20 protein-coding genes, 2 tRNA genes and 1 other RNA gene are annotated in these 24,415 nt (G+C 63.4%); all 23 read left to right on the forward strand.

Translation table 11 applies throughout. The features are described from left to right. The first annotated feature begins 64 nt into the window (after positions 1–64). Positions 65–1,882, forward strand: a complete 1,818-nt coding sequence (gene dnaG / locus LLH00_16705; protein ID MCE5272922.1) for a DNA primase — start codon at positions 65–67, stop codon at positions 1,880–1,882. A 372-nt stretch (positions 1,883–2,254) separates the two neighbouring features. Next, a complete protein-coding gene (locus tag LLH00_16710) occupies positions 2,255–3,922 on the forward strand; it encodes a sigma-70 family RNA polymerase sigma factor (GenBank protein MCE5272923.1) in 1,668 nt (555 codons plus the stop codon). Positions 3,923–3,993: 71 nt separating this feature from the next. Then, positions 3,994–4,070, forward strand: a tRNA-Ile gene (locus tag LLH00_16715). A gap of 12 nt (positions 4,071–4,082) precedes the next feature. Next, positions 4,083–4,158: transfer RNA gene (locus LLH00_16720), tRNA-Val, on the forward strand. Positions 4,159–4,347: 189 nt separating this feature from the next. Beyond that, entirely contained in the window at positions 4,348–5,067 is a 720-nt protein-coding gene (locus tag LLH00_16725; protein ID MCE5272924.1) for a C4-type zinc ribbon domain-containing protein, read from the forward strand. A 26-nt stretch (positions 5,068–5,093) separates the two neighbouring features. Next, positions 5,094–5,469, forward strand: an RNA gene (gene rnpB / locus LLH00_16730) — RNase P RNA component class A. A 46-nt stretch (positions 5,470–5,515) separates the two neighbouring features. Then, a complete protein-coding gene (gene recJ / locus LLH00_16735) occupies positions 5,516–7,225 on the forward strand; it encodes a single-stranded-DNA-specific exonuclease RecJ (GenBank protein ID MCE5272925.1) in 1,710 nt (569 codons plus the stop codon). Beyond that, positions 7,226–7,786 (forward strand): 16S rRNA (guanine(966)-N(2))-methyltransferase RsmD, encoded by a 561-nt coding sequence (rsmD, locus tag LLH00_16740; protein ID MCE5272926.1) that lies wholly within the window; start codon positions 7,226–7,228, stop codon positions 7,784–7,786. After that, entirely contained in the window at positions 7,783–8,274 is a 492-nt protein-coding gene (gene coaD / locus LLH00_16745; GenBank protein MCE5272927.1) for a pantetheine-phosphate adenylyltransferase, read from the forward strand. The genes rsmD and coaD overlap by 4 nt, the downstream gene beginning before the upstream one ends. A gap of 186 nt (positions 8,275–8,460) precedes the next feature. Continuing rightward, entirely contained in the window at positions 8,461–8,925 is a 465-nt protein-coding gene (locus tag LLH00_16750; protein MCE5272928.1) for a ribosome maturation factor RimP, read from the forward strand. An 86-nt stretch (positions 8,926–9,011) separates the two neighbouring features. Then, a complete protein-coding gene (gene nusA / locus LLH00_16755; protein MCE5272929.1) occupies positions 9,012–10,808 on the forward strand; it encodes a transcription termination factor NusA in 1,797 nt (598 codons plus the stop codon). 251 nt (positions 10,809–11,059) lie between these two features. Then, a complete protein-coding gene (infB, locus tag LLH00_16760; GenBank protein ID MCE5272930.1) occupies positions 11,060–13,345 on the forward strand; it encodes a translation initiation factor IF-2 in 2,286 nt (761 codons plus the stop codon). A gap of 26 nt (positions 13,346–13,371) precedes the next feature. Continuing rightward, positions 13,372–13,653 carry a DUF503 domain-containing protein gene (locus tag LLH00_16765; GenBank protein ID MCE5272931.1) on the forward strand — a complete coding sequence of 94 codons (282 nt, stop codon included), beginning with the start codon at positions 13,372–13,374 and terminating at the stop codon, positions 13,651–13,653. Continuing rightward, positions 13,653–14,063 (forward strand): 30S ribosome-binding factor RbfA, encoded by a 411-nt coding sequence (gene rbfA / locus LLH00_16770; GenBank protein ID MCE5272932.1) that lies wholly within the window; start codon positions 13,653–13,655, stop codon positions 14,061–14,063. Before LLH00_16765 ends, rbfA begins: the two co-directional genes overlap by 1 nt. Then, on the forward strand, positions 14,050–15,039 hold the full coding sequence (gene truB / locus LLH00_16775) for a tRNA pseudouridine(55) synthase TruB (protein MCE5272933.1): 990 nt from the start codon (positions 14,050–14,052) through the stop codon (positions 15,037–15,039). The genes rbfA and truB overlap by 14 nt, the downstream gene beginning before the upstream one ends. Positions 15,040–15,085: 46 nt before the next feature. After that, entirely contained in the window at positions 15,086–16,021 is a 936-nt protein-coding gene (gene ribF, locus LLH00_16780; protein MCE5272934.1) for a riboflavin biosynthesis protein RibF, read from the forward strand. 105 nt (positions 16,022–16,126) lie between these two features. Then, positions 16,127–16,396 (forward strand): 30S ribosomal protein S15, encoded by a 270-nt coding sequence (rpsO, locus tag LLH00_16785; protein MCE5272935.1) that lies wholly within the window; start codon positions 16,127–16,129, stop codon positions 16,394–16,396. Positions 16,397–16,563: 167 nt separating this feature from the next. Then, complete coding sequence (locus LLH00_16790) at positions 16,564–18,654, forward strand: polyribonucleotide nucleotidyltransferase (GenBank protein MCE5272936.1); 2,091 nt, start codon at positions 16,564–16,566, stop codon at positions 18,652–18,654. Between the two features lie 10 nt (positions 18,655–18,664). Continuing rightward, positions 18,665–19,933, forward strand: coding sequence for an insulinase family protein (locus tag LLH00_16795; protein MCE5272937.1), 1,269 nt, complete (start codon positions 18,665–18,667; stop codon positions 19,931–19,933). A 104-nt stretch (positions 19,934–20,037) separates the two neighbouring features. Next, complete coding sequence (gene rsmA / locus LLH00_16800) at positions 20,038–20,940, forward strand: 16S rRNA (adenine(1518)-N(6)/adenine(1519)-N(6))-dimethyltransferase RsmA (protein ID MCE5272938.1); 903 nt, start codon at positions 20,038–20,040, stop codon at positions 20,938–20,940. A gap of 88 nt (positions 20,941–21,028) precedes the next feature. Continuing rightward, positions 21,029–21,370 carry a FliM/FliN family flagellar motor switch protein gene (locus LLH00_16805; GenBank protein ID MCE5272939.1) on the forward strand — a complete coding sequence of 114 codons (342 nt, stop codon included), beginning with the start codon at positions 21,029–21,031 and terminating at the stop codon, positions 21,368–21,370. A 35-nt stretch (positions 21,371–21,405) separates the two neighbouring features. Next, complete coding sequence (locus LLH00_16810; protein MCE5272940.1) at positions 21,406–21,975, forward strand: hypothetical protein; 570 nt, start codon at positions 21,406–21,408, stop codon at positions 21,973–21,975. Between the two features lie 146 nt (positions 21,976–22,121). Further along, entirely contained in the window at positions 22,122–24,332 is a 2,211-nt protein-coding gene (locus LLH00_16815; GenBank protein MCE5272941.1) for a GH92 family glycosyl hydrolase, read from the forward strand. The last annotated feature ends 83 nt before the right edge of the window (positions 24,333–24,415 follow it).

A 24,415-nucleotide genomic window follows, 5' to 3' on the forward strand; every position in this document is an offset into this window, starting at 1 on the left:
CATTAATGTAAACACTGATTGCAATTCGGAATTGTCCTGAACGGGCGTATTGGAGGAGGGCCGGGTGAGCGGTTTCATACCGGATGAGATAATCGACCAGATACGCCTGCAGACCGACATTGCGGAGGTCATCGGCCAGTTCGTCGAGCTGCGCCACCGCGGGCGCAACTGGCTCGGCCTGTGCCCGTTCCACAGCGAGCGCACGCCCTCGTTCACGGTCACGCCGGACAAGGGCTTTTTCAAATGCTTCGGTTGCGGCAAGGCCGGGGATGTCTACTCGTTCCTGATGGAGCACCAGAAACTGGATTTCGCCCAGGCGGTGGGGTTCCTGGCCGAGCGGCTGGGAATAACCATCCCGCGGGGGCAGTTCGATCAGAAAGAGGACGAGCACCGCGGACGGCTGATCTACGCCAACCAGTTCGCGCGGGATTATTTCCGCGGCTGCCTGGCGGAGCCGGCCGAGGGCCGCGCGGCGCGCGACTACCTGGCCCAGCGCGGCCTGAGCCCGGAGGTCGTGGAAAGAAACGAGCTGGGTTGGGCCCCGCGCGAGCGGGAGGCCCTGAAAAAAGCCGCCCTGGGCCACGGTATCGAGGAGGCGACCCTGCGCGAGGCCGGGCTGCTCACCACCCCGGATGAGCAGGGCCAGAGCGTGGACCGTTTCCGCGGCCGGGTGATGTTCCCGATCCACGACCTCGGCGGGCGGACCATCGCTTTCGGCGGGCGCATCCTGGGGCCGGGCGAGCCGAAATACCTGAACAGCCCCGAGACCCCGCTGTTCCGCAAGGGCGAGATACTGTTCGGCCTGGACCGCGCCCGCGGGCCGATCCGTCAGGAGGGCTGGGCCGTGGTGGTGGAGGGCTACATGGACCGGATCGCCCTGGCCACGTACGGCTACGAGACTGCCGTGGCGCCGCTGGGCACCGCGCTCACTCCGGAGCAGGCCGCCCTGCTGTCGCGCTACGCGCGCGAGGTGTTCCTGCTGTACGACCCGGACACGGCTGGGCTGAAGGCCACGTTCCGCGGCGGGGATGAGCTGTTGGCGGCGGGCCTGGCCGTACGGGTGATCAGCCTGCCCGGGGCGGAGGACCCGGATGAGTTCCTGCGCGCCCACGGGGCGGCCGAGTTCGAGACCCTCCGGCGCGCGGCGGTGGATTTCCTGGACCGCAAGATCGATATCCTGCGTCAGAAGATGGACCTGCGCCAGGTGGCCCAGCGCGAGCAGGCCGCGGACAAGCTGCTCGAATCGGTGGCGCGCTGCAAGGACAGTATGGCCCGCACGCTCTACCTGCGCAAGTGCGTGGAGTTCATCGAGGTGCCGGAAGCCGTGCTGCAGGAGCGGCTCTCCCGCATCGAATCCCGCGCCCGGCGGGTCCCGCAGCGCACCACCGCGCCGGTCGGGGAGCAGGCCGCTGCGGCGGCAGAGACCCCCACCGGCGGAGTTTCGGGGGCCCTGGATGCCGAGCGCTATGTCCTGGCAATCTGCATCCTCCATCCCGACTACATCCCGCAGACCCTGGAGGCCCTGGGCGATCCGCCTTTCGAAAGCTCCCTGTACGCCCAGGCTTTCGACACCCTGTCCGAGCTGCAGCGCTCGGGAGTGCGTAACCTGATCGAGGCGCTCTACCAGGGCCTGCCATCCGCGCTCTATCCGCTGCTGGCCGAGCTGGCCGCGGACGCAACCCGCTACGAGCCGGCCCCCCAGGTGTTCGGCTACTGCTGGCGCAGGATAAAAGTGGGCCGTATACTTAAACATTTGGAAGAGAGTATGCAGAAACTGGCCGTTGCGGACGACCCGGAGCTGATCCGTGAGCAGGCCTTGCTTCACAAGGAAATGAAAAAACTCGAACGTGAAATGTCCAGTCATTTTGCTATCCAAAAGTAAAGCATTTGTTGACTTCCCACCCGCCGGTGTTTAAATTCAAACAGTCAAGATACAATCAATCCGCTCTATCTTGGCCGGTAATGAGCAGCAACGCGGTCTTTTTTTCTCGCAACCGCAGTCGCCGTGGATGGCCGGGATGCCCGCAGGAAGGGTGTTTGCGCGCCATCTGTCCCTGTTTTCGAGGAGACGGGCATGCAGCTCTGCCACCCAGGCTTGCCGGTTTTTTGTCCAATCGGAACCCGCGAATTCAATATTGATTTATTTATAGAATCTGTTGTTTGGGCCACGTTCAGTTTGCTGGACGTGGTTTTTTGTTTTCCCGCGGACCCGCCTTTCCGCGCAACCTCTTAATCCACGCACGGATTGTGTGTAATGAACCGACGAGCATCCAGCATCCAGAGCGGCAGTGCATCGGTCGAAGAGAGCCAGGAGACTGTGGAAACCCCGGTTGTGGAGACGAGGATCAGACAGGCGCGTGAGCCCCTGAGCGCCAGGCGGAAGCTTCGCCTTAGGCGCGCCGGGCACGAGCATCTGGCCGAGGCCGAGGTGCAGAGTGGTGGTGGTGATGATCCGGTCAAGCTGTACCTTCAGGAGATGGGCCGGGTGCCCCTGCTCGACCGCCAGGGTGAGATCGCCCTGGCCGAGGTGATCGACCAGGGGCGGCGCAAGGTTCGCGCCGCGGTGTTCGAGAGCCTCCAGTCGTTCCGCCTTCTGATCGAGGGCAAGGACATGCTGGAGTGCGAGAACATCACGATCGAGGAGTTTGTCGAGACCGACCTGAGCGACTGGAAAGGCAGCTACCTGGGCAATCGGGAGAAGAACCGTATCCTCAAGATGCTGGCCAGGGCCGAGTCCCAGTTCCGCGAGCTGGAACAGACTATGCTGGCGCTGGAGTCGGCAGGGCCGGGCGCCGGGCGTGAGGGGCTGGAGAGCCGGATCACGGCGGAGCGCCGCACCCTGCGCAACGCTTTCGCCCGCATACCGGTGAACTCCTCGCAGATCCAGAAACTGGTGGACTCCATCGCGGATGTCTGCGCCGAGGTGGAGGACGTTATGCGGCGGCTCGAATACCTGGACCGGGTGCTGGTCCGGGTGCGCAAGGCGGCGCGGCCACTGCCCGCGGCGCAGATACGCCAGTACCTGGCGCGCAAGGCCGGGATGGGGTATTTCGGCGATGGGGCCGAGGGCGACCTGAGCGCCTACCGCGACGAGATCGCCGCCCGCCTGACCCGCCTGGAACACGATTGCGGGCTGGCCGGCCGCGAGATACTGCGCCTCGGACGCCGTCTGACCAAGTACAACGAGGCCGTGGCAGAGGCCAAGCAGATGCTGATCAAGTCGAACGTGCGGCTGGTCATCTCGGTGGCCAAGCGCTATGTCAACCGCGGCCTGGAGTTCCTGGACCTGATCCAGGAGGGCAACAAGGGACTGATGCGCGCCACCGAGAAATTCGATTGCCGCAAGGGCTACAAGTTCTCGACCTACGCCACCTGGTGGATCCGCCAGGCCATCACGCGCGCCATCGCCGACCAGGCCCGGGTGATCCGCGTGCCGGTGCACATGATAGAGACCTTGAACAAGGTCAACCGCATCGCCTGGAAGCTGGTCCAGGAGTTCGGCGCCGAGCCCTCCCCCGAGCAGATCAGCGCTCAGCTCGGCCTCCCGGTGGACAAGGTGCGCGAGGTGATGAAGATCAGCCAGGAGACGGTCTCGCTCAACGATTTCATCAAGGAGGGCGAGGACAGCTCGCTGGGTGAGCTGATCGAGGACACCGAGTTCGACTCGCCGGCCCGCACGGCGGCCTACTCGATGCTGCGCGACCAGATCACCACCGCTCTGGGCTCGCTGACCGCGCGCGAGGAAAAAGTGATCCGCCTGAGATTCGGGATCGACGACGGGTGCCCGCGTACGCTGGAGGAGGTGGGCGAAATCTTCAACATCACCCGCGAGCGTGTGCGCCAGATCGAGGCCAAGGCCCTGACCAAGTTGCGCCACCCCAGCCGCAGCGGCATCCTGAAAAAGTATATGTTTTTCCCTTGAGTCCGGTGAGCGGATAAATAGGGTTGACAAGCGGGCCTTCGGTGATTAACTTGAATCTCTCTTAGCGGGAGGGGCCCATAGCTCAGTTGGTTAGAGCAGCGGACTCATAATCCGCCGGTCCTAGGTTCAAGTCCTAGTGGGCCCACCATATTGAATCAATGGGCGATTGGCTCAGCGGCTAGAGCGTCCGGTTCACATCCGGAAGATCACTGGTTCAAATCCAGTATCGCCCACCATTTTGAAAACAACCGTTCTTATGGAACATTCAAAATACACTGTCGACGTGTCATATTCTTCCGGGGCTTGGTGCAATGGAAGTGTACTGTCCGAGGACGGTACACTTTTTTGTTTCTGAGGGTTTCATAAGATATGGCGGGGCGGGGAAAGCAGCGCAAGGGTCCATCACGACGTTCAGGAGGGGGAGGATGGAAGAACCACTGGAACTCCTGTTGAGGCTCCAGGAGATCGATGTCGAGATCAACGAAATCCAGGGCCGCAGGTCGACGATCCCGGCGCAGATTGAGGCGCTGGAACACGAAATGGATTCGGCCCGCCAGGAACTTGTCGACAAGGAATCCCAGTTGAAAGCGGCCCGTCTCGTCATCCGCGAGACCGAGGGCCGGGTGGCTCAGCTGGACGAGGGCTCAAACCGCTACAAGCAGCAGTTGCTCGCGGTCAAGAGCAACCGCGAGTACTCGGCCCTGCTGACAGAGATTGAGGCGATAAAGCGGGAGAAGGCGGAGCTGGAGGAGCGCATCATCAGCCGCATGGAGCAGATCGAGCAGTTGAACCAGTCCCTCGATCAGTCCCGCGCCTCCCTGGCGGACCAGGAGAGCGGTCGCCGCGAGCAGTACGACAGCCTCAAGGGCCAGATTCAGGACCTGGACGAGCAGATCGCCATCCGCCGTCAGAAGCGCGAGGGCCTGTCGGTGCGGGTCAAGCCGCGTCTGCTCGTTCTGTACGAACGGATCATGGGCTCGCGGGTAAACCAGGCGGTGGTAGCCCTGCGCAACGGAAGTTGCGGCGGGTGCCACGCGATGATCCCGCTCCAGCAGGTGAACGATATCCGCAAGGGCCGGGACATCCACACCTGCGAAAACTGCGGGCGGATACTGTATTACGAAGAAAACGGCAACGGGGCCTGAACCGGCCGCGTGGAGCCTTAAGGCAGGGAGCGAAGCGGACAGCCGCGGTCGGCTCACCGCAAGGCCGGCCGAGGAAAGTCCGGACTCCGCAGAGCAGGATGCTGGATAACGTCCAGGCAGGGTGACCTGACGGAAAGTGCCACAGAAAACATACCGCCCCGCACCCTCGGGTCGGGGTAAGGGTGAAAAGGTGCGGTAAGAGCGCACCGCTCGTCCGGTGACGGACGGGGCAGGGTAAACCCCATCCGGAGCAAGACCGAATAGGGGAGGAGAGGCGGCTCGTCTCGCTCGACTCCCGGGTAGGTTGCATCAGAGCGGCGGGAGCAATCCCCCGCCAAGATGAATGGCTGTCGCCCCGCTCTCGGGCGGGGTACAGAATCCGGCTTATGCTTCGCTCCCGTAAATTTTTCAGCAGCACCCGATAATTCTCAGCCAGGGTGGAAGAGCGATGAAGTATCGTTGGGTCAGCCCCGCCGTACCAGAGGCTGCGCCGCAGCCTGAGTTAAACAGCCGCTTCGGGCTCCATCCCCTGGTGGCCAGGATTCTTTCCAATCGCGGGTTTTTCGGCGAGGCTGAGATCGAGCGCTTTCTGCACCCCAACCTGGATGACCTGTACGACCCGCACCTGATGCTGGGCATGGAGCCGGCCGTGGTGCGCCTGGCCGAGGCCCTGGGCCGCCGTGAGAAAATCGTGGTCTACGGTGATTACGACGTGGACGGGATCACCTCGATTTCGCTGATGGTGCGCTACCTGCGCCAGCTGGGCGGCTCGGTGGGCTACTACATCCCAAACCGTATGGTCGAGGGCTACGGCATCACCGAGGTGGGAATCGACGCCGTGGCGGCGATGGGAGCCACGCTGCTGGTCACGGTCGACTGCGGGATCACCGCGGTGGAGGCTATCGAGTACGCCAAGAGCAAGGGCATGGACGTGATAGTCACAGACCATCACGAGCCGGGCCCCGAGATACCGGAAGCCACGGCCATCCTCAACCCCAAGCAGCCGGGGGACACCTATCCCGAGAAGGAGCTGGCCGGGATCGGAGTGGCGTTCAAGCTCTGCCAGGGACTCTGCCGCCGTATGGGCGAGAATGAGAACGAGCTGTACGAGCACCTCGACCTGGTGGCTGTGGGCTCCATCGCCGATATAGTGCCGCTGTTGGGTGAGAACCGCATTTTCGCCCGGGTGGGGCTGGAGAAGCTCAAGACCTCGCGCAAGCCGGGCATCCAGGCGCTGATCGAGCTGGCCGGGCTGAGCGAGAAGAAGCTGGGCAGCGCGGACGTGGTGTTCTCGATGGCCCCGCGGATCAACGCGGTGGGCCGCATGGGCGATGCCCTGCGCGGGGTGGAGCTGTTCCTGACCGACGACATGGAGCAGGCCATGCGCCTGGCCCAGGTGCTGGACCAGGAGAACCGCTCCCGCCGCGAGGTGGACAACCAAACCCTGCTCGAGGCGCGCCGGATGATCGAGGACACGGTGGACCTGGAGAACCGCTGGTCAATCGTGATCCACTCGCGCAACTGGCACCCCGGGGTGCTGGGCATAGTGGCCTCGCGCATTGTCGAGGAATACTACCGTCCCACCGTGCTGATCACTTTCGATGACGAGGGCGAGGGCAAGGGCTCGGCGCGCTCGATCGCCAATTTCCACCTCTACGAGGCGCTCAAGAGTTGCGGCCACTGCCTGGATGTGTTCGGCGGGCACAAGTACGCCGCGGGCCTTCAGCTCAAGCAGCACGACCTGGAGGAGTTCGTCGAGGCTTTCGACCGGGCGGCGCACGATATGCTCAGCCTGGAGGACCTCACCCCCGAGATCATGGTCGACCTGGAGGTGAATCTGGAGCAGGCCGACTACGACCTTCTGCACTGCATGCAGATGTTTCAGCCCTACGGTCCGGGCAATCCCAAGCCGGTGCTGGTGGCCAACGACCTTTCGGTGGTGGGCTATCCGCGGATCGTGGGCAACAACCACCTGAAAATGCGGGTGCGTCACAACGGCCGTCAGATCGACGCGATCGGGTTCCACCTGGCCGACAAGCTCAAAGAGATCAACACGGCCCGGGACAAGATCAGCATGGCGTTCGTGCTGGAGGAGAACGAGTGGAACAACATGCGTCACCTCCAGGCCAACATCAAGGATATCAAGGTTTACGAATAGATGCGGATTATCGCCGGGCGTTTTCGCGGCCGGAAGCTGCAGGCGCCCGCCGGGCGCGTGGTGCGGCCGACCGGTGACAGGCTTAAGGAGTCGATGTTCTCCGCTCTCGGGGACGTCTGCCAGGGGGCCGGCGTCCTCGATCTTTTTGCGGGCAGCGGGGCGCTGGGCCTGGAGGCCCTGAGCCGCGGGGCGAACCGGGTGGTTTTCGTGGACAATTCGCGCACCTCGCTGGCCGCGCTCGAGCGGAACATCACCACGCTTCAGGTGCGCGAGCAGTGCGGGGTGACCTGCGCCGAGGCGGTGCATTTCCTGTCCCGCGAGAGCGCCGAGTGGTTTGACCTGGTGTTCGCCGACCCGCCCTACGGCCAGGGCCTGGACCGCCGGGTCCTGGACTGGTGGCTGTCCGGCGCGGCCCGTCCCGGCGCGGTGCTGGTCCTGGAGTATCCGGCCGAGGCGCCGCCGCAGCGCCCGGATGACAACCTTCAGCCGCTGAAGGAGCGCGCTTTCGGCGCCGGGGCCTACAGCATCTATCTCCGGCCCGAGGAAAGGACAGCCCTGTGAGGATCGGCATCTACCCCGGATCGTTCGACCCGATCACCCTCGGCCACATGGACATCATCCGCCGGGGCCTCAAGCTGGTCGACCACCTGATAATCGCCGTGGCCAAGTCACCGAGCAAGCGCACCACATTCGGCCCCCAGGAGCGCCGGGACATGATCCACGAGTCCCTGGCCGAAATGGGCCTCGACCTGGAGGTGGATCTGTTCGAGGGGCTGCTGGTCGACTATGCCCGACGGCGCGGCGCGGTGGTCATTTTCCGTGGCCTGCGCGCGGTCTCCGATTTCGAGTTCGAGTTCCAGATGGCCCTGATGAACAAGAAACTCGACCCGGAGATAGAGGTGGTTTTCATGGCCCCCGAGCAGGAGTACATCTACCTCAGCTCCAGCCTGGTGCGGGAGGTGGCCTCCCTGGGCGGTCAGGTCTCGGACCTGGTGACCGAATGCGTGGCCCGCAAGCTTTACGGGCGTTTTCAGTCCGACCGGCGATGAGGTGGGATTGATTACTGTCAGTTCAGGGTGGGTGTTGTGGCGAACAGGCAATAAAATCAAGGCTTTTCGTCAACTTTTCCTTGCATTTTCTCAGTGGCGGGGTTATTTTTTAAGAGAAGAGTGGGGACCGCCCCACTCTTTCTTTTTAAATGGGCTGTTTGAGGCCCACTGACCGCGGAGCCGATTATGGAGCTGGAGGAACAACTGGCCGAGGCCTGCGCGCCAGCCCTGGCCGCGGCAGGCCTGGAGCTGGTGCTGGTCGAGGTGGCCGGCCTGCCGCGCCGCCGCACCGTCCGGCTGTATATAGACAAGCCGGAGGGGGTGGACGTGGAGGACTGCGCCCGCGCCAGCCGTCTGGTCGATCCGCTGATCGAGGCCGCGGGGGTCTTGACTGTCTCCTGGGTCCTGGAGGTCTCCTCACCGGGCCTGGAGCGTCCCCTGGTCAAGGCCGCCGATTACGAGCGCTTTACAGGCCGCAAGGCCCGGCTCAAGCTGAAACGCCCGTTGCTGGAGAACCGCCGGAACCTGACCGGCACACTGCTCGGGCTGGATGGGCAGGGACGGGCGCGCGTGCAGTTGGAGGGCTCAGAGGAAGTCCAGGTGGAGCTGGAGAATGTCGCCCGCGCCAACCTGATCTACGAGTGGAAATAACGACATGTCCGCCGGGCGAGCCATCCTCCCCGCCCGGTGGTCGAGGCTGTCAATCCATACAACAGGCTGCAAACGGAGCTGTCAAAATGATTAATCCGATTCTGGATGCCTTCGGCGAGATCGCGCGTGAAAAGAGTATCAGCCAGATCGAGCTGATCGAGATGATCGAGGCCGGGCTGGTGGCCGCGGTGCGCAAGCGCTACGGTGCGAACTGCGAGGTGAAAGTCCAGATCGAGCCCCGCGAGGGTCGGATCCGGATCCAGGTGGGACGCCACGTGGTGGAGACGGTCGAGGACACTACGGCCCAGGTCGCTCTGGAGGAGGCACAGCGGATTGACCCCAAGATCGCCCTGGAGGGAATCCTCTGGAACGAGGTGCCGTTCTCCGATTTCGGCCGCAACGCGATCCAGGCCGCCAAGCAGGTGGTGATCCAGCGCATCCGCGAGGCCGAGCGCGACAAGATCCGCTCCGAGTACTCGGGCAAGATCGGCGAGCTGCTCTCGGGCACGATCCAGCAGGTGGAGCGGGGCAACTATGTTGTGTTCCTGAACCGGCAGACCGAGGCGATCATGCCGATGAAGGAGACCAACCGCAAGGACCATTTCAAGCAGGGCGATCCGGTGCGCGCCTGCCTGATCGATATCCGCGAGACCACCAAGGGTCCGCAGCTCATCCTGAGCCGCACTCATGAGTCGTTCCTCAAGGCCCTGTTCCAGTTGGAGGTGCCCGAGATATACCAGGGCATCATCGACATCCGGGGCGTGGTGCGCGAGGCGGGCAGCCGGGCCAAGATCGCGGTCTACTCGCACGATGACCACATCGACGCCGTGGGGGCCTGCGTGGGCCTCAAGGGCAGCCGGGTCCAGGCCGTGGTCAACGAGCTGGGCGGCGAACGGATCGACATCATCCCGTTCAGCGACGAGCCGCAGGAGTACGTGCGCGCCGCGCTCAATCCGGCCAAGATCTACCGCACCTCGATCAACCGCGAGGACGGCCAGGTGAACGTGGTAATCGAGGATGACCAGCTCTCCCTGGCGATCGGCAAGAACGGCCAGAACGTGCGCCTGGCCTCCAAGCTCACCGGCTGGAAGATCGAGTTGATGACCAAGAAGGATTTCATGGCCCAGCGCGATGAGGGCCTGGCCGGTATCTTCGGGCCCAAGAAGCCCGCGTCGGATGAGTCTGCCGCCGGCGAGGGGTCGGAGAAGGAGCCGGTCGCGGTGGAACCGTCGCGGCCCGAGATCAAGCTGGCGGACCTGTTTGCGCCCAAGGCGCCCGCGGCCAAGGCGCAGGAGCCCAAGGCGCCCGCGGCCAAAGCGCCGGAGCCCAAGGCGCCCGTGGCCAAAGCGCCGGAGCCCAAGGCGCCCATGGCCAAAGCGCCGGAGCCTGAGGAAGAGGCGCCGGAGGAGGAGTCCGTTCCGGCCGTGGCGGCCGCCGCAGCCGTGCCGGAGCAGGAGCCTGAGGGCGCGGGTCCGGAGGAGGGACCGGCCGTGGAGCAGGAGGAGCCGGTTGCCGAGGCGTCGCCTGCGGCGACTGAGGAGCCGGGGGCCGTGGAAGAGGCGGGTGAAGAGGCCGGGTTGGAAACCGGGGAAGAGGAGTATGAGAGCGGTCCGCGGCGCGATCTGGAAAAGCTCGGTCCGGAGCAGCAGGAGTTGATCGATAACCTGCCGGTGGAGGATTTCCCGCTCAACCTGATCGAGGCGATCTCGGGCAACGTCCGCGAGAAGCTGGAGGAGGCCGGTTACGACAGTTTCTACCAGCTCGTGCTGGCCGACCTGGAGGAGCTGTCTGGAGTGAAGGGGATCGGACGCAAGACAGCGACAAGAGTGAAGGAAATTGTGGATTATCTGGTTGAGCATTATTCCGAGGAGGAAGAAGACTGATCTTGGCGCGGCGGCCTTCAGACACTGAAGTGCCTATATTATCAATAAGTGGATAAACTATTTACAAATAGCAGCCGTGCTGCTATTATAGATGGATATTGGAATTCGTGTCTCAGGCGCCGGTCGATGCCGCGCCCGCGAGATTTACGGCCCAGAACGGTCTGCGCTGACGGCTCGAGAGGTCTCCCGAGGCAAGCGGGAGACCTGTGGTTCGGCAGTTACGGATGTAATTTAAAATTGAGGAGAAGACTTTGGCCGGATATCGCGTATATCAGGTGGCAAAAGACTTCGACATCTCGAGCGAGGCTCTGGTTAAGCTTCTTGAGGAGATAAACCTGCCGGTTAGCTCCCACATGAGCACGATCGACGAGAAGACGGTGGAGCTTATCACCAGGAAGCTCGCACAGGAAAAAGCCGCCGTTCGACTGAAAATCGAAAACAAGAAGAAACATGTCCCCGTGCGCACCAAGGCGGAGGAAGAGCTGGAAAAGAAACGCGACTCCCACCGCTCGAAAAGCGCGGTGCGGCGCAAGCGCTTCGACTCCGATCGTCCCGTCGCCAGCCCGCCCGTTGTCCCGCCCGCTGAGGACGAGGATCGCAGCCAGGCCAAGCCCTGGGGTAAAAAGAAGAAGAAAAAGAAACAGGTCAGCCAGAAAGTAATCGCCGACAACATCCGCAAAACCCTGGCTAAGATCGACGCCGGAGTGCGCAAGAAAAAGCGCCGCCGCCCGATCCCCGGCGGAGTCGAGACGGTCGAGGTCCGCGAGCCGGAAAAAAGCGTGCGGGTGATGGAGTTCATCTCCCTGGCCGAGCTGAGCGACCTGATCGGTATCCCGGCCGCCACGCTCATTTCCACCTGCATCGACCTGGGCCTGATGGTCACGGTCAACCAGCGGCTGGATTTCGAGACGATCAGCGTGATCTGCGAGGAGTTCGGCTACAAGGCGATCCACGCCGAGGAATACGGCCAGGAGCTGCTGCAGGAGGTGGTGGAGGAGGTCCAGGCCGATGGCGTGGAACCCACCCGCCGCGCCCCGATTGTCACGGTGATGGGCCATGTCGACCACGGCAAGACCACCCTTCTCGACTATATCCGCAAGACCAGCGTGGTCTCGGGCGAGGCCGGCGGTATCACCCAGCACATCGGCGCCTACAAGGTGGAGACCGAGAGCGGGATGGTCTGTTTCCTGGACACCCCGGGCCACGAGGCGTTCACCTCGATGCGCGCCCGCGGGGCCCAGGTGACCGATATCGTGGTGCTGGTGGTGGCGGCGGATGACGCCGTGCAGCCCCAGACCCTCGAGGCGATCAACCACGCCAAGGCCGCCAACGTGCCCATAATAGTGGCGATAAACAAGATCGACCTGCCCCAGGCCAATCCGGGCAAGACCAAGCAGGCCCTGGCCAACCACGGCCTGTTGATCGAGGAGTTCGGTGGCAAGGTGCTCTGCGCCGAGATCAGCGCCAAGAAAGGCATCGGCGTGGAAAAGCTGATGGAGTTGATCCTGCTGCAGGCCGAGATGATGGAGCTGACCGCAGTACAGAGCGGCCCGGCCCGCGGTGTGGTGATCGAGGCCAAGCTCGACCGCGGCATGGGTCCGGTGGCCACCGTGCTTCTTACCGCCGGCTGCCTGCACGTGGGCGACCCGTTTGTCTGCGGCCTGGTCTCGGGCCGCGTGCGGGCCATGCGCAACGAGCGCGGCGAGCACCTGACCGAGGAGGGTCCCTCCTCACCGGTGCAGGTGCTGGGCTTCAGCGGGGTGCCCCAGGCCGGAGACACGTTCCACGTGATGCGCGAGGAGCGCGAGGCCAAGGACATCTCCAACAACCGCCAGCGCCTGAAACGCGAGCAGGAGTTCAGCCGCCACCGCAAGATGACCCTGGGCCAGCTCTACGAGCGTATCGAGGCCGGCGAGGTCCACACCCTGCACCTGATTATCAAGGGTGATGTGGACGGGTCGGTGGAGGCGCTGAGCGACGCCCTGGAGAAGCTGTCGACCCAGGAAGTGAAGGTGGAGGTGATCCACCGCGGCGTGGGCGCGATCAGCGAGCATGATGTGATCCTGGCCTCGGCATCGGACGCGATCATCATCGGTTTCCACGTGCGGCCGGATGTGAAGGCCCGCGAGACCGCCCAGCGCGAGGGCGTGGACATCCGCCTCTACCGCGTGATCTACGAGACGGTTGACGATATCCGTAAGGCGATGGAAGGCCTTCTCACCGCCGAGCAGCGCGAGAGCCTGCAGAGCACTATCGCTGTGCGCCAGGTGTTCAAGCTCTCAAAGGTGGGGGCCATCGCCGGCTGCCATGTCTCCAGCGGCACGGTGAACCGCAACCACAAGGCGCGCCTGGTGCGCGACGGCGTGGTGGTCTGGGAGGGGACGATCGCCTCACTCAAGCGCGTGAAGGACGACGTGCGCGAGGTAAACACGGGTTTCGAGTGCGGTATCCGCCTCGAAAATTACATGGACATTAAGGCCGGTGACGTCATAGAGACTTACATCATCGAAGAGGTCAAGCGCCAGCTTACCTCCTGAGGGCCCGAACCTGGGCGCGGTGTTGAATGGTTATCGGGGTCTGTGAGTTCGAGCTGCACCTGGCCGGCATTCAGTCGCTCAAGTCCAAGCGCGGCGTGCTGAACCGGCTCAAAGCCAGGATCAGCAACAAATTCAATGTCTCGGTGGCCGAGGTGGACCACCTGGACAGTTGGCAGAGTTCGGTGATCGCCGTGGCGATTGTCTCCAACGAGCAGCGCTTCGCCAACCAGGTGCTTTCAAAAGTCTCGGAACTGGTGGCCTCAGACCACCAGGTGATGTTGATCGACCAGAGGATGCAGTTTCTGTAATGAAACGACAGCATGGGTTCAAGAGAAGCGACCGGATAGGCGAGTTGCTGCACCGCGAGATCGGCGGGATCATCCGCTTCGAGGTGCGCGACCCCCGTCTGGAAGAGGTGACTGTGACCGCGGTGCGTTGCGTGGATGACCTGCGCGAGGCCACCGTGTTCGTTGCGGTGCTGGGTGAGGACAAGACCCCGGCCATGAAAGCCCTGGAGCGGGCGGCCAGTTTCATCCGCTCCTCGCTGGGGCGGCGCTGCTATCTGAGATTTGTGCCCAACTTGCATTTCCGTCTCGATACCAGCCTGCAGAACGTGGCTCGGATCGAGGACCTGCTCGACCGTGTTCACCGTGAGCAGGAGCAGATCGAGGCGGAGCGGGAAGCACGGCGGGGGGAGCAGAGCAGTGACGAGCCGTGAGGCGGCCCCCGGCGCCGGGAAAGTGACCGACATCCGCGGCCTGCTCCTGCTGGACAAGCCGGTTGGGCCGACCAGTCACGATGTGGTGGACAAGGTGCGGCGTCTGTTCGGGCTGCGCAAGGTGGGGCACACGGGCACGCTGGACCCGCTGGCCACGGGCCTGCTGGTGCTGTGCCTGGGCGGGGCGACCCGTTTCGCCTCGTACCTGGCGGGCCAGGACAAGGTCTACCGCGCGGTGATCCGTCTGGGCGAGGTGAGCAGCACGGATGATGCCGAGGGCGAGATAATCCGCCGCTTCGAGGGCGACCTGGCCGGGCAGGTGGGCGGCCGGGAGGCGCTGGCACAGGTGCTGGCCGGTTTCCTGGGCGTAAGCCGCCAGATGCCGCCCAGCTACAGTTCCAAGAAAATCGAGGGCGTGCCGGCCTACGCCCTGGCCCGCAAGGGCAAGACGCCGGCCCTCAAGCCAGCCACGGTGCGGATCGACCGGATTAGCCTTCTGTCGGTCGAACTGCCGCACCTCGAGCTGGAGGTGGCCTGCTCGGCCGGGACCTACCTGCGCTCGCTGGCCCGTGACCTGGGTGAGCGGCTGGGTGTCGGGGGGTTGCTGGACGGCCTGGTGCGCACGCGGGTAGGGGCTTTCGCGCTGGAGGAGGCGACCAGCCTGGCCGCCCTGGCAAACCTGGAAGAACGCGCCGACCGCGTGTCCTGCCTGCTGCCGGTCGAACGGGGCCTGGAGAGGCTGAAGCCGGTGGCCCTGACCGCCGAGGGTCTGCAGAAAATGTTTTTCGGCCGCAGCCTCGATCTGGCTGCGGGTGAGTTGAGCCTGGAGGGGGAATACGCCCTGGGACCGAACGATGTCCGGTTGCATGCGCCGGATGGCTCATTCCTGGGAGTCGGCGTGCTGGAGTTGATCGGGCGGGGAGCCGGAGTGCTCCGTCCGCGCCGGTTGATGATAGAGGCGTTCCCGGCCGATTGAGAGTGTGGGGCCGGGGCTGCGTCGCCGGCCGTCCGAGGATGGTTCGATGGAAGTGTGGAAAGATGACGGCTCCCGGCAGTTCCCATCGGATTCCGGCACGGCGTTGACCGTGGGGACGTTCGACGGGGTGCACCGGGGGCATGTGCATATACTGGAAGAGCTGGTCCGGGTGTCACGCGAGGGCGGTCTGCGCTCGGTGGTGGTCACTTTCGATCCGCACCCCAGGCATGTGCTTCAGCCGGCCGTGGAGTTCGGCCTGCTCACCGGCGAGGCGGCCAAGACCCGTCTGATCGGCGCGCTGGGTGTGGACTATCTGGCCGTGACCCGTTTCGACCTGGCGCTGTCGCAGCTCCCGCCGGAGCGGTTCGTGGTCGATCACCTGCTCGAACGCTTCCGGATGCGCACCCTGGTCGTGGGCTATGACCACGCTTTCGGCAAGGATCGCGCCGGGGGGCAGCAGATGCTGTCCGAGATGTCGGACCGCCTGGGGTTCTCTCTGGTGCGGGTGCCGCCCGTGCTGCACGAGGGCCGGCCGATCTCAAGCTCGCGGGTGCGCCGGGCGCTGGAAGAGGGCCGCATGGCCGAGGCCGAGCACCTGCTCGGACGGTTCTACTCGTTCAGCGGGCGCGTGGTGCACGGCGCCGGTCGGGGACGCAAGCTGGGACACCCCACGGCCAACCTGGTCCCGCTGTTTGAGCGCAAGCAGCTTTTCCCGTCCGGTGTCTACGCCGCGCGGGTCAGTCTGGACGGGCGTTGGGTGCAGGGAGCGCTGTACTGGGGGCCGCGGCCGACTTTCAACGAGGATGAGCCGGGCTTGGAGCTGAACCTGTACGAGTTCGAGGCCGACCTGTACGACCGGGTCCTGGAAGTGGAGGTGGTCGAGCGTATCCGCCCGATCCGGAGCTTCCCGGATTCCGATGAGTTGATCCGGCAGATGGACCGTGACGATACGGCGGTCAGGAGGGTGCTGGAAGGCATCTAAAATCCGGCGCTGGACATGGCCGGGCAATTACTGAAACGAACCTGTCATACCAATAAACCAAAGGGTTGTTCACAACCTGAGTCAGCATCTGGAGGGAAGAGGTAGATGAGCATCACAGCAGAAGTAAAGGCCGGGCTGATCGAGCAGTACCGCAAGAACGAGAAGGATGTCGGATCGGCCTCCGTGCAGGTGGCGATCCTGACCGAGCGCATCCGCAACCTGACCGAGCATTTCAAGACGCACAAGAAGGACCACCATTCGCGGCGGGGACTGCTGAAGCTGGTCGGCCAGCGCAAGCGCCTGCTCGAATACCTGCGCAGGAGCAGCTTCAATGAGTACAAAGAACTCATTGGACGGCTGCAGTTGCGCAAGTAATCTGTTTCCGGCCGGGGCCTTTTTAGGCCGCGGCGCGAGTAAGCCCGTCGGAATAAGGGCGGCGTAAATCTTTCCGCTTGTCGGAAGTCCCGGTTTACGGACCTGAAATTTCGGGCGGTCCCCCTTAGGGAATCGGCTTATTCAAATCACAAAGCGGAAGGAATCACATGGTTTACAGACTTGAAAGAATGATCGGCGGGCGACCGCTGTCAATCGAAACCGGCCGCATGGCCAAACAAGCCCACGGCTCGGCCCTGGTGCGCTACGGCGATACGGTCATCCTGGCCGCCGTTGTGGCGAGCAAGGAACCCAAGCCGGGGGTGGATTTCCTGCCCCTGTTCGTGGATTACCGCGAGCGCGCGTTCGCCGGCGGCAAGATACCGGGCGGATTTTTCAAACGCGAGGGCCGTCCCAGCGAGCGCGAAATCCTCTGCGCCCGCCAGGTGGACCGTCCTATCCGGCCCCTGTTCCCCAAGGGCTACAACCACGATGTCATAGTGATGCTCACCGTGCTCAGTTCCGACCAGGAAAACCAGGCGGATGTTCTGGGTCTGGTGGCGGCCAGCACAGCCCTGGCGCTCAGCCACATCCCGGTTACGTCCACCGTGGCCTCGGTCCGGGTGGGCTACATCGACGGACAGTACGTGCTCAACCCCACGTTCAGCCAGATGGACTCCAGCAGCCTCGACCTGACCGTGGCCGGAACCCGCGGCGACATCGTGATGGTCGAGGGCGGCGCCAATGAGCTGCCCGACACCCTGGTGCTGGGCGCGCTCGAATTCGCCCAGAAAGGCATCGCCGAAGTGGTGTCCCTGATCGACGAGCTGGTCGGACAGGCCGGAGCGCCCAAGCAGCAGTTCGTCCCGCGTGAGATGGACCCCAAGCTGCGCGAGCTGGTGCGCAGCCGGGTCGAGAACCCGCTGGACGACATCCTGACCATCGCCGAGAAGCAGGCCCGCGAGGAGACCTACAACCAGCTCGTGGCCGACACGGTGGATGACCTGGCCGAGGAATATCCCGAGATGGAGAAGGAAATCTCCTCGGTGATCGGCGAGATGGAGAAGGAAAAGATGCGCCGCATGGTCCTGGAGCAGCATCGCCGGGTGGATGGCCGCAGCACCACCGAGATCCGCCAGATTACCTGCGAGATCCAGGTGCTGCCGCGCGTGCACGGCTCGGCGCTGTTCACCCGCGGCCAGACCCAGGCCCTGGTTTCGGCCACCCTGGGCACGAGCATGGACAGCCAGGTGATCGACTCGATCGAGCAGGCCGAGTTCCGCAAGACTTTCATGCTGCACTACAATTTCCCCTCGTTCAGCGTGGGCGAGGTGGGCATCCCGCGCGGCCCCGGCCGTCGCGAGATCGGTCACGGCGCGCTGGCCGAGAGGGCCATCCGCCCGATGATCAACATCGAGGGCTTCCCCTACACCATCCGCCTGGTCTCGGACATCCTGGAATCCAACGGTTCCAGCTCGATGGCCACGGTCTGCGGCGGGTCGCTGGCCCTGATGGACGCCGGTGTGCCGCTGAAGCGGCCGGTGGCGGGCATCGCCATGGGCCTGATCTTCGAGAGCGGCCGTCACGCCGTGCTCAGTGACATCCTGGGCGTCGAGGACCACCTGGGCGACATGGATTTCAAGGTGGCCGGCAGCCGCGAGGGCCTGACAGCTTTCCAGTTGGACAGCAAGATGGGCGGCATCCCGCTGGCAGTGCTGGGCGAGGCCATGCAGCAGGCCATAACCGGCTACCGCTCGATCCTCGACCTGATGGACAGCGCCATCGACACCCCGCGCGCCGAGATCAGCCCCTACGCGCCGCGTATCGTGACGATCAAGATCCATCCGGACAAGATCCGTGAGGTCATCGGCCCGGGCGGCAAGATGATCCGCAAGATCACCGAGGAATCGGGGGCCAAGATCGAGATCGAGGACGACGGGACAGTGACCATCGCCTCGGCGGATGAGAACGCCTGCAACATCGCCATAGAGCGGATCAACGAGATCGCGGCCGAGCCCGAAATCGGGCGGGTCTACAACAGCGTGGTCAAGACAGTCACCTCGTTCGGTGCGTTTGTCGAGTTCATGCCCGGCCGCGAGGGACTGGTCCATATCTCCGAGCTGGAGAAGACCCGGGTCAAGGACATCGAGTCCGTGGTCAAGGTCGGCGACAAGTTCAAGGTCAAGCTGATCGGGATCGACAAGCAGAACCGGATCAAGCTGTCCAAGGTGGCGGCGATGGAAGAGGAAGGGGTAAACTGAGCACGTGAGCATGGAACAGGTAAAGCATCTTACCACCGAAAGCGGGCTGCGTATCGTGATGGAGCGTATTCCGCACGTGCGCTCCTGCTCGCTGGGGGTGTGGATTAACCGCGGCAGCCGTCACGAGCCGCTGGAGAAGGTGGGTATCAGCCACCTGCTGGAGCACATGGTGTTCAAGGGCACCAGCCGGCGGGACGTGAAAGAGATCGCCAACTCCATCGAATCGGTGGGCGGCAGCCTGGATGCGTTCACCAGCCGCGAGTTCACCTGTTTCCATGCCAAGGTGCTGGATGAATACAGCGATTTCGCCCTGGACGTGCTGGCCGACCTGATCGACTCGCCCTGTCTGGCCGAGGACCAACTCGCCCGCGAGAAGCAGGTGGTGTACGAGGAAATCCGGAACATGGAGGACACGCCGGATGACCTTATACACCAGCTCTACTCCGAGACGATCTGGGGCGGTGGCCCGCTGGGCTATCCGCTGCTGGGCACCTACGAGACCGTGGAGGGCATCGGCGGCGAGGACCTGCGCGGCTACCTGACCGGGCAGTACCAGGCGCGCAACATGGTGATTTCCGTGGCCGGCAACATCGATTTCGCATCGGTCGAGGCCACGATTCACGAGAAGTTCGCTTTCGCGGCGGCGCGCAACGGCAACGGCGCCTCCGGGCTGAGCACAGAAAGCCAGACAGCCTCCGGCCCGGTGCGCCGACATGTCAGCCGGGCTTGCCAGCAGACCCACCTGTGCCTGGGCACGCTGGGCATGTCGCATTCCGACCCGCGGCGCTACGCTTTCCTGCTGCTGAGCAGTATTGTGGGCGGCGGTATGAGCTCGCGCCTGTTCCAGCGGGTGCGGGAGGAGGAAGCCCTGGCCTACGTGGTCTACAGCTTTCAGCAGTTCTACCGCGACATGGGTGTGTTCGGGGTTTACGCCGGGGTGGAGCCCAGCCGCAGCGAGCACGCGGTGGAGGTAATCCGCCAGGAGTATTCCAGTATCCTCAGCCAGGGAGTGACAGCCGAGGAGCTGGAGGGGGCCAAGAACCAGCTCAAGGGGCAGCTCGTGCTGGGGCTGGAGAGCACCACCACCCGGATGTTCCGCCTGGCCAATTTCGAGTTGAACGAGGAGCCCTACCAGCCCATAGACGATGTGATCGCCAACATCCAGGCGGTGAGCCTGGAGGATGTGGCCGCGGTCGCCGCCCTGGTGCTGGACCCGGACGGGCAGTACGTGGTCTCCCTCGGCCCGGAAAGTGAAAGCGACAGCGCGGCGGAGGAATGATCCGCCCGGAAATATGAGCATCGAACGGCCCCGGGGCGCTTTGGAGCGGCCCGGGGTTTTTCGCTTGAGCTTGATTATTTCACCCTTTGAGCCCAGATATAAGCATGGCTGACGACAATTACCACCGTCGGAGCGAGGGAGACCGCACCGCCTCCCGGGCCGAGCGCGACCACCGTCGCGCCCTGGGCCAGAATTTCCTGAAGAGCGAATCCATCGCCCGTCGGATTGCCGAGAGCCTGGGACCCCTGGAGAGCTCGCACGTGCTGGAGCTGGGGGCCGGGCCGGGACGGTTGAGCGGACAGATTGTACAGCGCGCCGCGGTGGTCACCCTGCTGGAGCTGGACCCGGCCCTGGTCGCGCGCCTGGAGGAAAAATACCGCGCCGATGCGCGGGTGTCCGTGGTGCGCGGGGATATCCTGCGCTTCGATTTCGGGCACTGGGCCGGGGGCTGCGCCCCGCTCACGCCGGTTGTGGCGGGCAACATCCCCTACAACATCACCTCCAACCTGCTGCACTGTCTGCTGGAAGCGCGCAGCCACCTGGGCACGGTGGTGCTGATGCTGCAGGAGGAGGTGGCGCGCAAGCTGACCTGTACGCCCGGGGGCAAGGCCTGGGCCATGCTGCCGGTGCTGATCAACTGCTACGCCTCATCCGAGTACCTTTTCCGGGTGGAGGCCGGCAATTTCAGCCCGCAGCCCAAGGTGGACTCGGCGGTGGTGCGGCTCGATTTCGCTTTCGGCCGCGGCGGATGCCCGCAGCGTCCGCAGGATGAGCGTCTGTTCCAGGCCCTGGTCAAGCGCCTGTTCCTGGAGCGGCGCAAGCAGGTGCAGAAAGTGCTGCGCTCCGACCCGCTCTACCGCCTGGGTCCGGAGCAGCTTGAGCGCCTGGCCGCCGCCGTCGGGCAGGACCTTGGCCGAAGGCCGGAGGAGCTGTCGGTGGAGGATTTCATCCGCTTGGCCGACTGCCTGGCCACGCTGCGGGCCGTGGAACCTGGCCCGGCGGATTGATCACTGGTATGGAAATTGCCTATCGAGTGGGCGGACAAGTATCCTCACCCCTGCAATCCAAAGTCTTTCGCCGGTCGGGGAGGCGCGGTTGGACCAGCCGAAAATCAGGAAACTCGAATTCGAGAACTTCGAGCCGCAGTCCCGCGGCGAGGGAGCTCTCGAGCTCAAACGCCTGAACGACATTTCGTTGCAGCTTCGGGCCGAGCTGGGACGATCCAAGGTGACCCTGCGTGAGATACTGAGCTGGAAGCGTGACACGATTGTCACCCTGGAAAAGCTGGCCGGCGAGAACGTGGACATCTACATCCACGGTGTGCGTTTCGCCAGCGGAGAGGTCCTGGTGGTGGAGGACAATTTTGCCGTCCGCCTGACCGAACTGCTCAGCTACATTGAGCGGGTCAAGCTGGGTTTGAGCCGCGCCGCGGAGTGAACCTGGACCTTTTCCATTCCGGCAGCGGGGACCGTATGACAGAGGATATCCGCAATTTTATTCTCACCCTGCCTTTCGTCGTCATCCTTCTTCTGCTCCTTTTCTGGCTGATCAAGGCCCTGGCCCCCTCGCGCCGCGATATGGAGCGCCGGGACCGTTTCGACCAGGCCGGCTACGAGACGGTGCGCCAGACCCGGATGAAAGAGTATTCGGTCATGGGCCTCTCGGTCGCGGTGATTGTTTTCTGCCTGGGGGTGATGGGCTATCTGGCCTGGCAGCTTTTTCACGCCGGGGCCGGCGCCGGGGTCGAGGCTGCGACCCGCTCGATGGAGACGATGCTGATGTTCATCCCGGCCATCGTTCTGCTGACCTTCGTGGCAGTAGCCTCACGGCGCTACATCCGCCGCCAGGAGGAAACCCTGCACGAGTTCAACGAGTTCAAGGCCAAGCGCGAGCATGCCCTGAAAGCTTACGATGAGAAACGCCGCGGCCGCGGGCTGGAAAACGAGGACGGCACTCCGGTGACTATCAAGCAGAAAGTGGACCGCAGCAAGAAAGACCGGCCGGACAACGAATCCGGGCGGCACCGGCGGAGGGGAAAATAGGGATAGCCGGTTTGCGGCAGCTGCCGGTGAATACAGTTTTGACAAAAAGCACGCAATGCAATTAAATTTGCCCAGTCTCGAAACCCCGCAGTTTGGCTTTCCACGGTATGGCCCATTTCCGTTTCTTACTAACAGGGATATTTCACATGCGAACAAGCCTGTTCCAGCTCTCATTCACCCTGCTTCTGATTCCCTCGGTCAGTCTGCTATCACAGGGAATGCCGCCGGTCGGCAATTCGCAATATGTGAATCCTTTTGTCGGTTCGGTTGGCGGAGGGAACACTTTTCCCGGGGTGACTCTGCCTTTCGGCCTGGTGAAACTGGGGCCGGACTGCGCGGAAAAAGGCTCCAACTCGGGCTATGAACCGGACTCTCCGGTGCGGGGGTTCAGCCACGTGCATGTGAGCGGCACCGGCGGCGGCCCCAAGTACGGCAACATACTGTTTTTACCTGTCTGCGGAGATTCTTTCCAGGTTGGCGATGGGCTCAGGCCGAGCCGCGAATATGCCGAACCGGGCTATTTCCGGATGATGCTGGAACGGTGCGGCGACAGCCGGGAGGGAACCGGCCGGCCCGAGCAGGGCATAATCGCGGAACTGACCGCGAGCCACAGTGTCGGGTTCCACCAGTATACATTCCCTGAATCGAGCGACCCGCGGATAATCATCGATGTGGCGAGCCTGTTGGGGCCGAACCATTGCTGCGGCGAGAAGCAGGAATTTGTGGACGGGGAAATCACGGTCGAGTCGGACAGCACGATCAACGGCTACAGCACGGTCAAAGGGGGCTGGAACCAGGGGCCGGCCTACACGGTCTATTTTTATGCGCTTTTTCAGCAACCGTTCGATTCCTACCTGGCGCGGGGGAAATACGTAACCGAGGTTAAATACAATAAAACAGCCGCTCAGAGTATCAAGATCAAAGTGGGTATCTCGTTCCTGAGCACCCGGAAAGCGCGTGAGAATATCGACACGGAAATCCCGCACTGGGATTTCCAGCGGACACGCCTGGAGGCGCTCGGAAAATGGGATGCGATCCTGGACCGGGTGCAGATCGACACCGATTTCCCGGAGAGCCGGGTCAATTTTTTCAGTTCCCTGTACCGCTGCTATCTGATGCCGGCGAACCGCAGCGGAGAGTACAGCCGGATCAAGGGTGTCTATTATGACGATTATTATGCAATCTGGGACACCTACCGAACGGCCGATCCGCTGCGCCTTCTGCTCACTCCCGGAAACCAGCGGGACATCCTCAACTCACTGCTCAATATCTACCGGGCCGAGGGCTACCTGCCAGATGCGCGAAGCGGCAATGCCAACGGCCGGACCCAGGGGGGAAGTAACGCCGACATCCTGCTGGCCGAGGCGTTTGTGAAAGGCATACAGGGAATCGACTACGAGACTGCGCTCAAAGCCATGCTGAAAGACGCTGAGGCGCCGCCTGAGGACGCACGGAAAGAGGGCCGCGGCGGCCTGGAGGACTATAGCCGGCTCGGCTATGTCTCCTCGGCCAACGAGCGCTCCGGCACCCGGACCATGGAATATTCCTACTGCGATTACGCGATCGCGGTCCTGGCGGAGGGGCTGGGCCACAAGGAGGTGGCGGCTGAATACTATAAAAAAGCCGGCAACTGGCAGAACCTCTGGCGGGATAAGACCGTGGATGGGATAACGGGATTCATCTGGCCCCGGGACCGCAGCGGCGCCTGGGTGCCGGATTCCTCCTTTTTGACCGAGAGCGGCACCTGGCCCGATTACTTCTACGAGGGCACCACCTGGGAATACAGTCTTTTCGCGCCGCACGACATGCGCCGCCTGATCGCGAAGTGCGGCGGCCGGGACAAGACCCTGAAACGCCTGGACCACCTGTTCGACCGGAACTACTACAACGTGGCCAACGAGCCCTCTTTCCTGTTCCCGTTGCTTTATCACTGGATCGGCCGGCCGGATAAATCCTCCGAGCGGGTCCAGCGCATTCTTAGGAAATACTATCAGCCGACCCGGGACGGTCTGCCGGGTAACGATGATTCCGGGGCCATGGCGGCCTGGTACGTGTTCAACTGCCTGGGGCTTTACCCGGTGGCCGGCACCGACTTCTACCTGATCGTAAGTCCCTCTGTCAAGCGCACGGCTGTCAGTCTCGAGAACGGCAACCGGTTCGAAATCACGGCCGCGGGTCTGACCGAGGACAATATCTACATCCAGTCGGCCCGGCTGAACGGCGCCGCTTTGGACCGGACCTGGCTTACCCACGCCGAGATTGTCAAAGGCGGGAGCCTGTGGCTGGAGATGGGGAACAAGCCCTCAGCCTGGGGACAGAACGCTGTCCCGCCCTCGCCGCTGGAGCAGACGAGATAAGATTGTTGTGCCTAAGGCATTGTTAATTAAAAGTATAGGGTTGGATTAATGGCTGTTCTGTCTCCAGGCTGCAACATGTGGAG

The sequence above is a fragment of the bacterium genome, from assembly GCA_021372515.1.
GTDB lineage: Bacteria > Gemmatimonadota > Glassbacteria > GWA2-58-10 > GWA2-58-10 > JAJFUG01.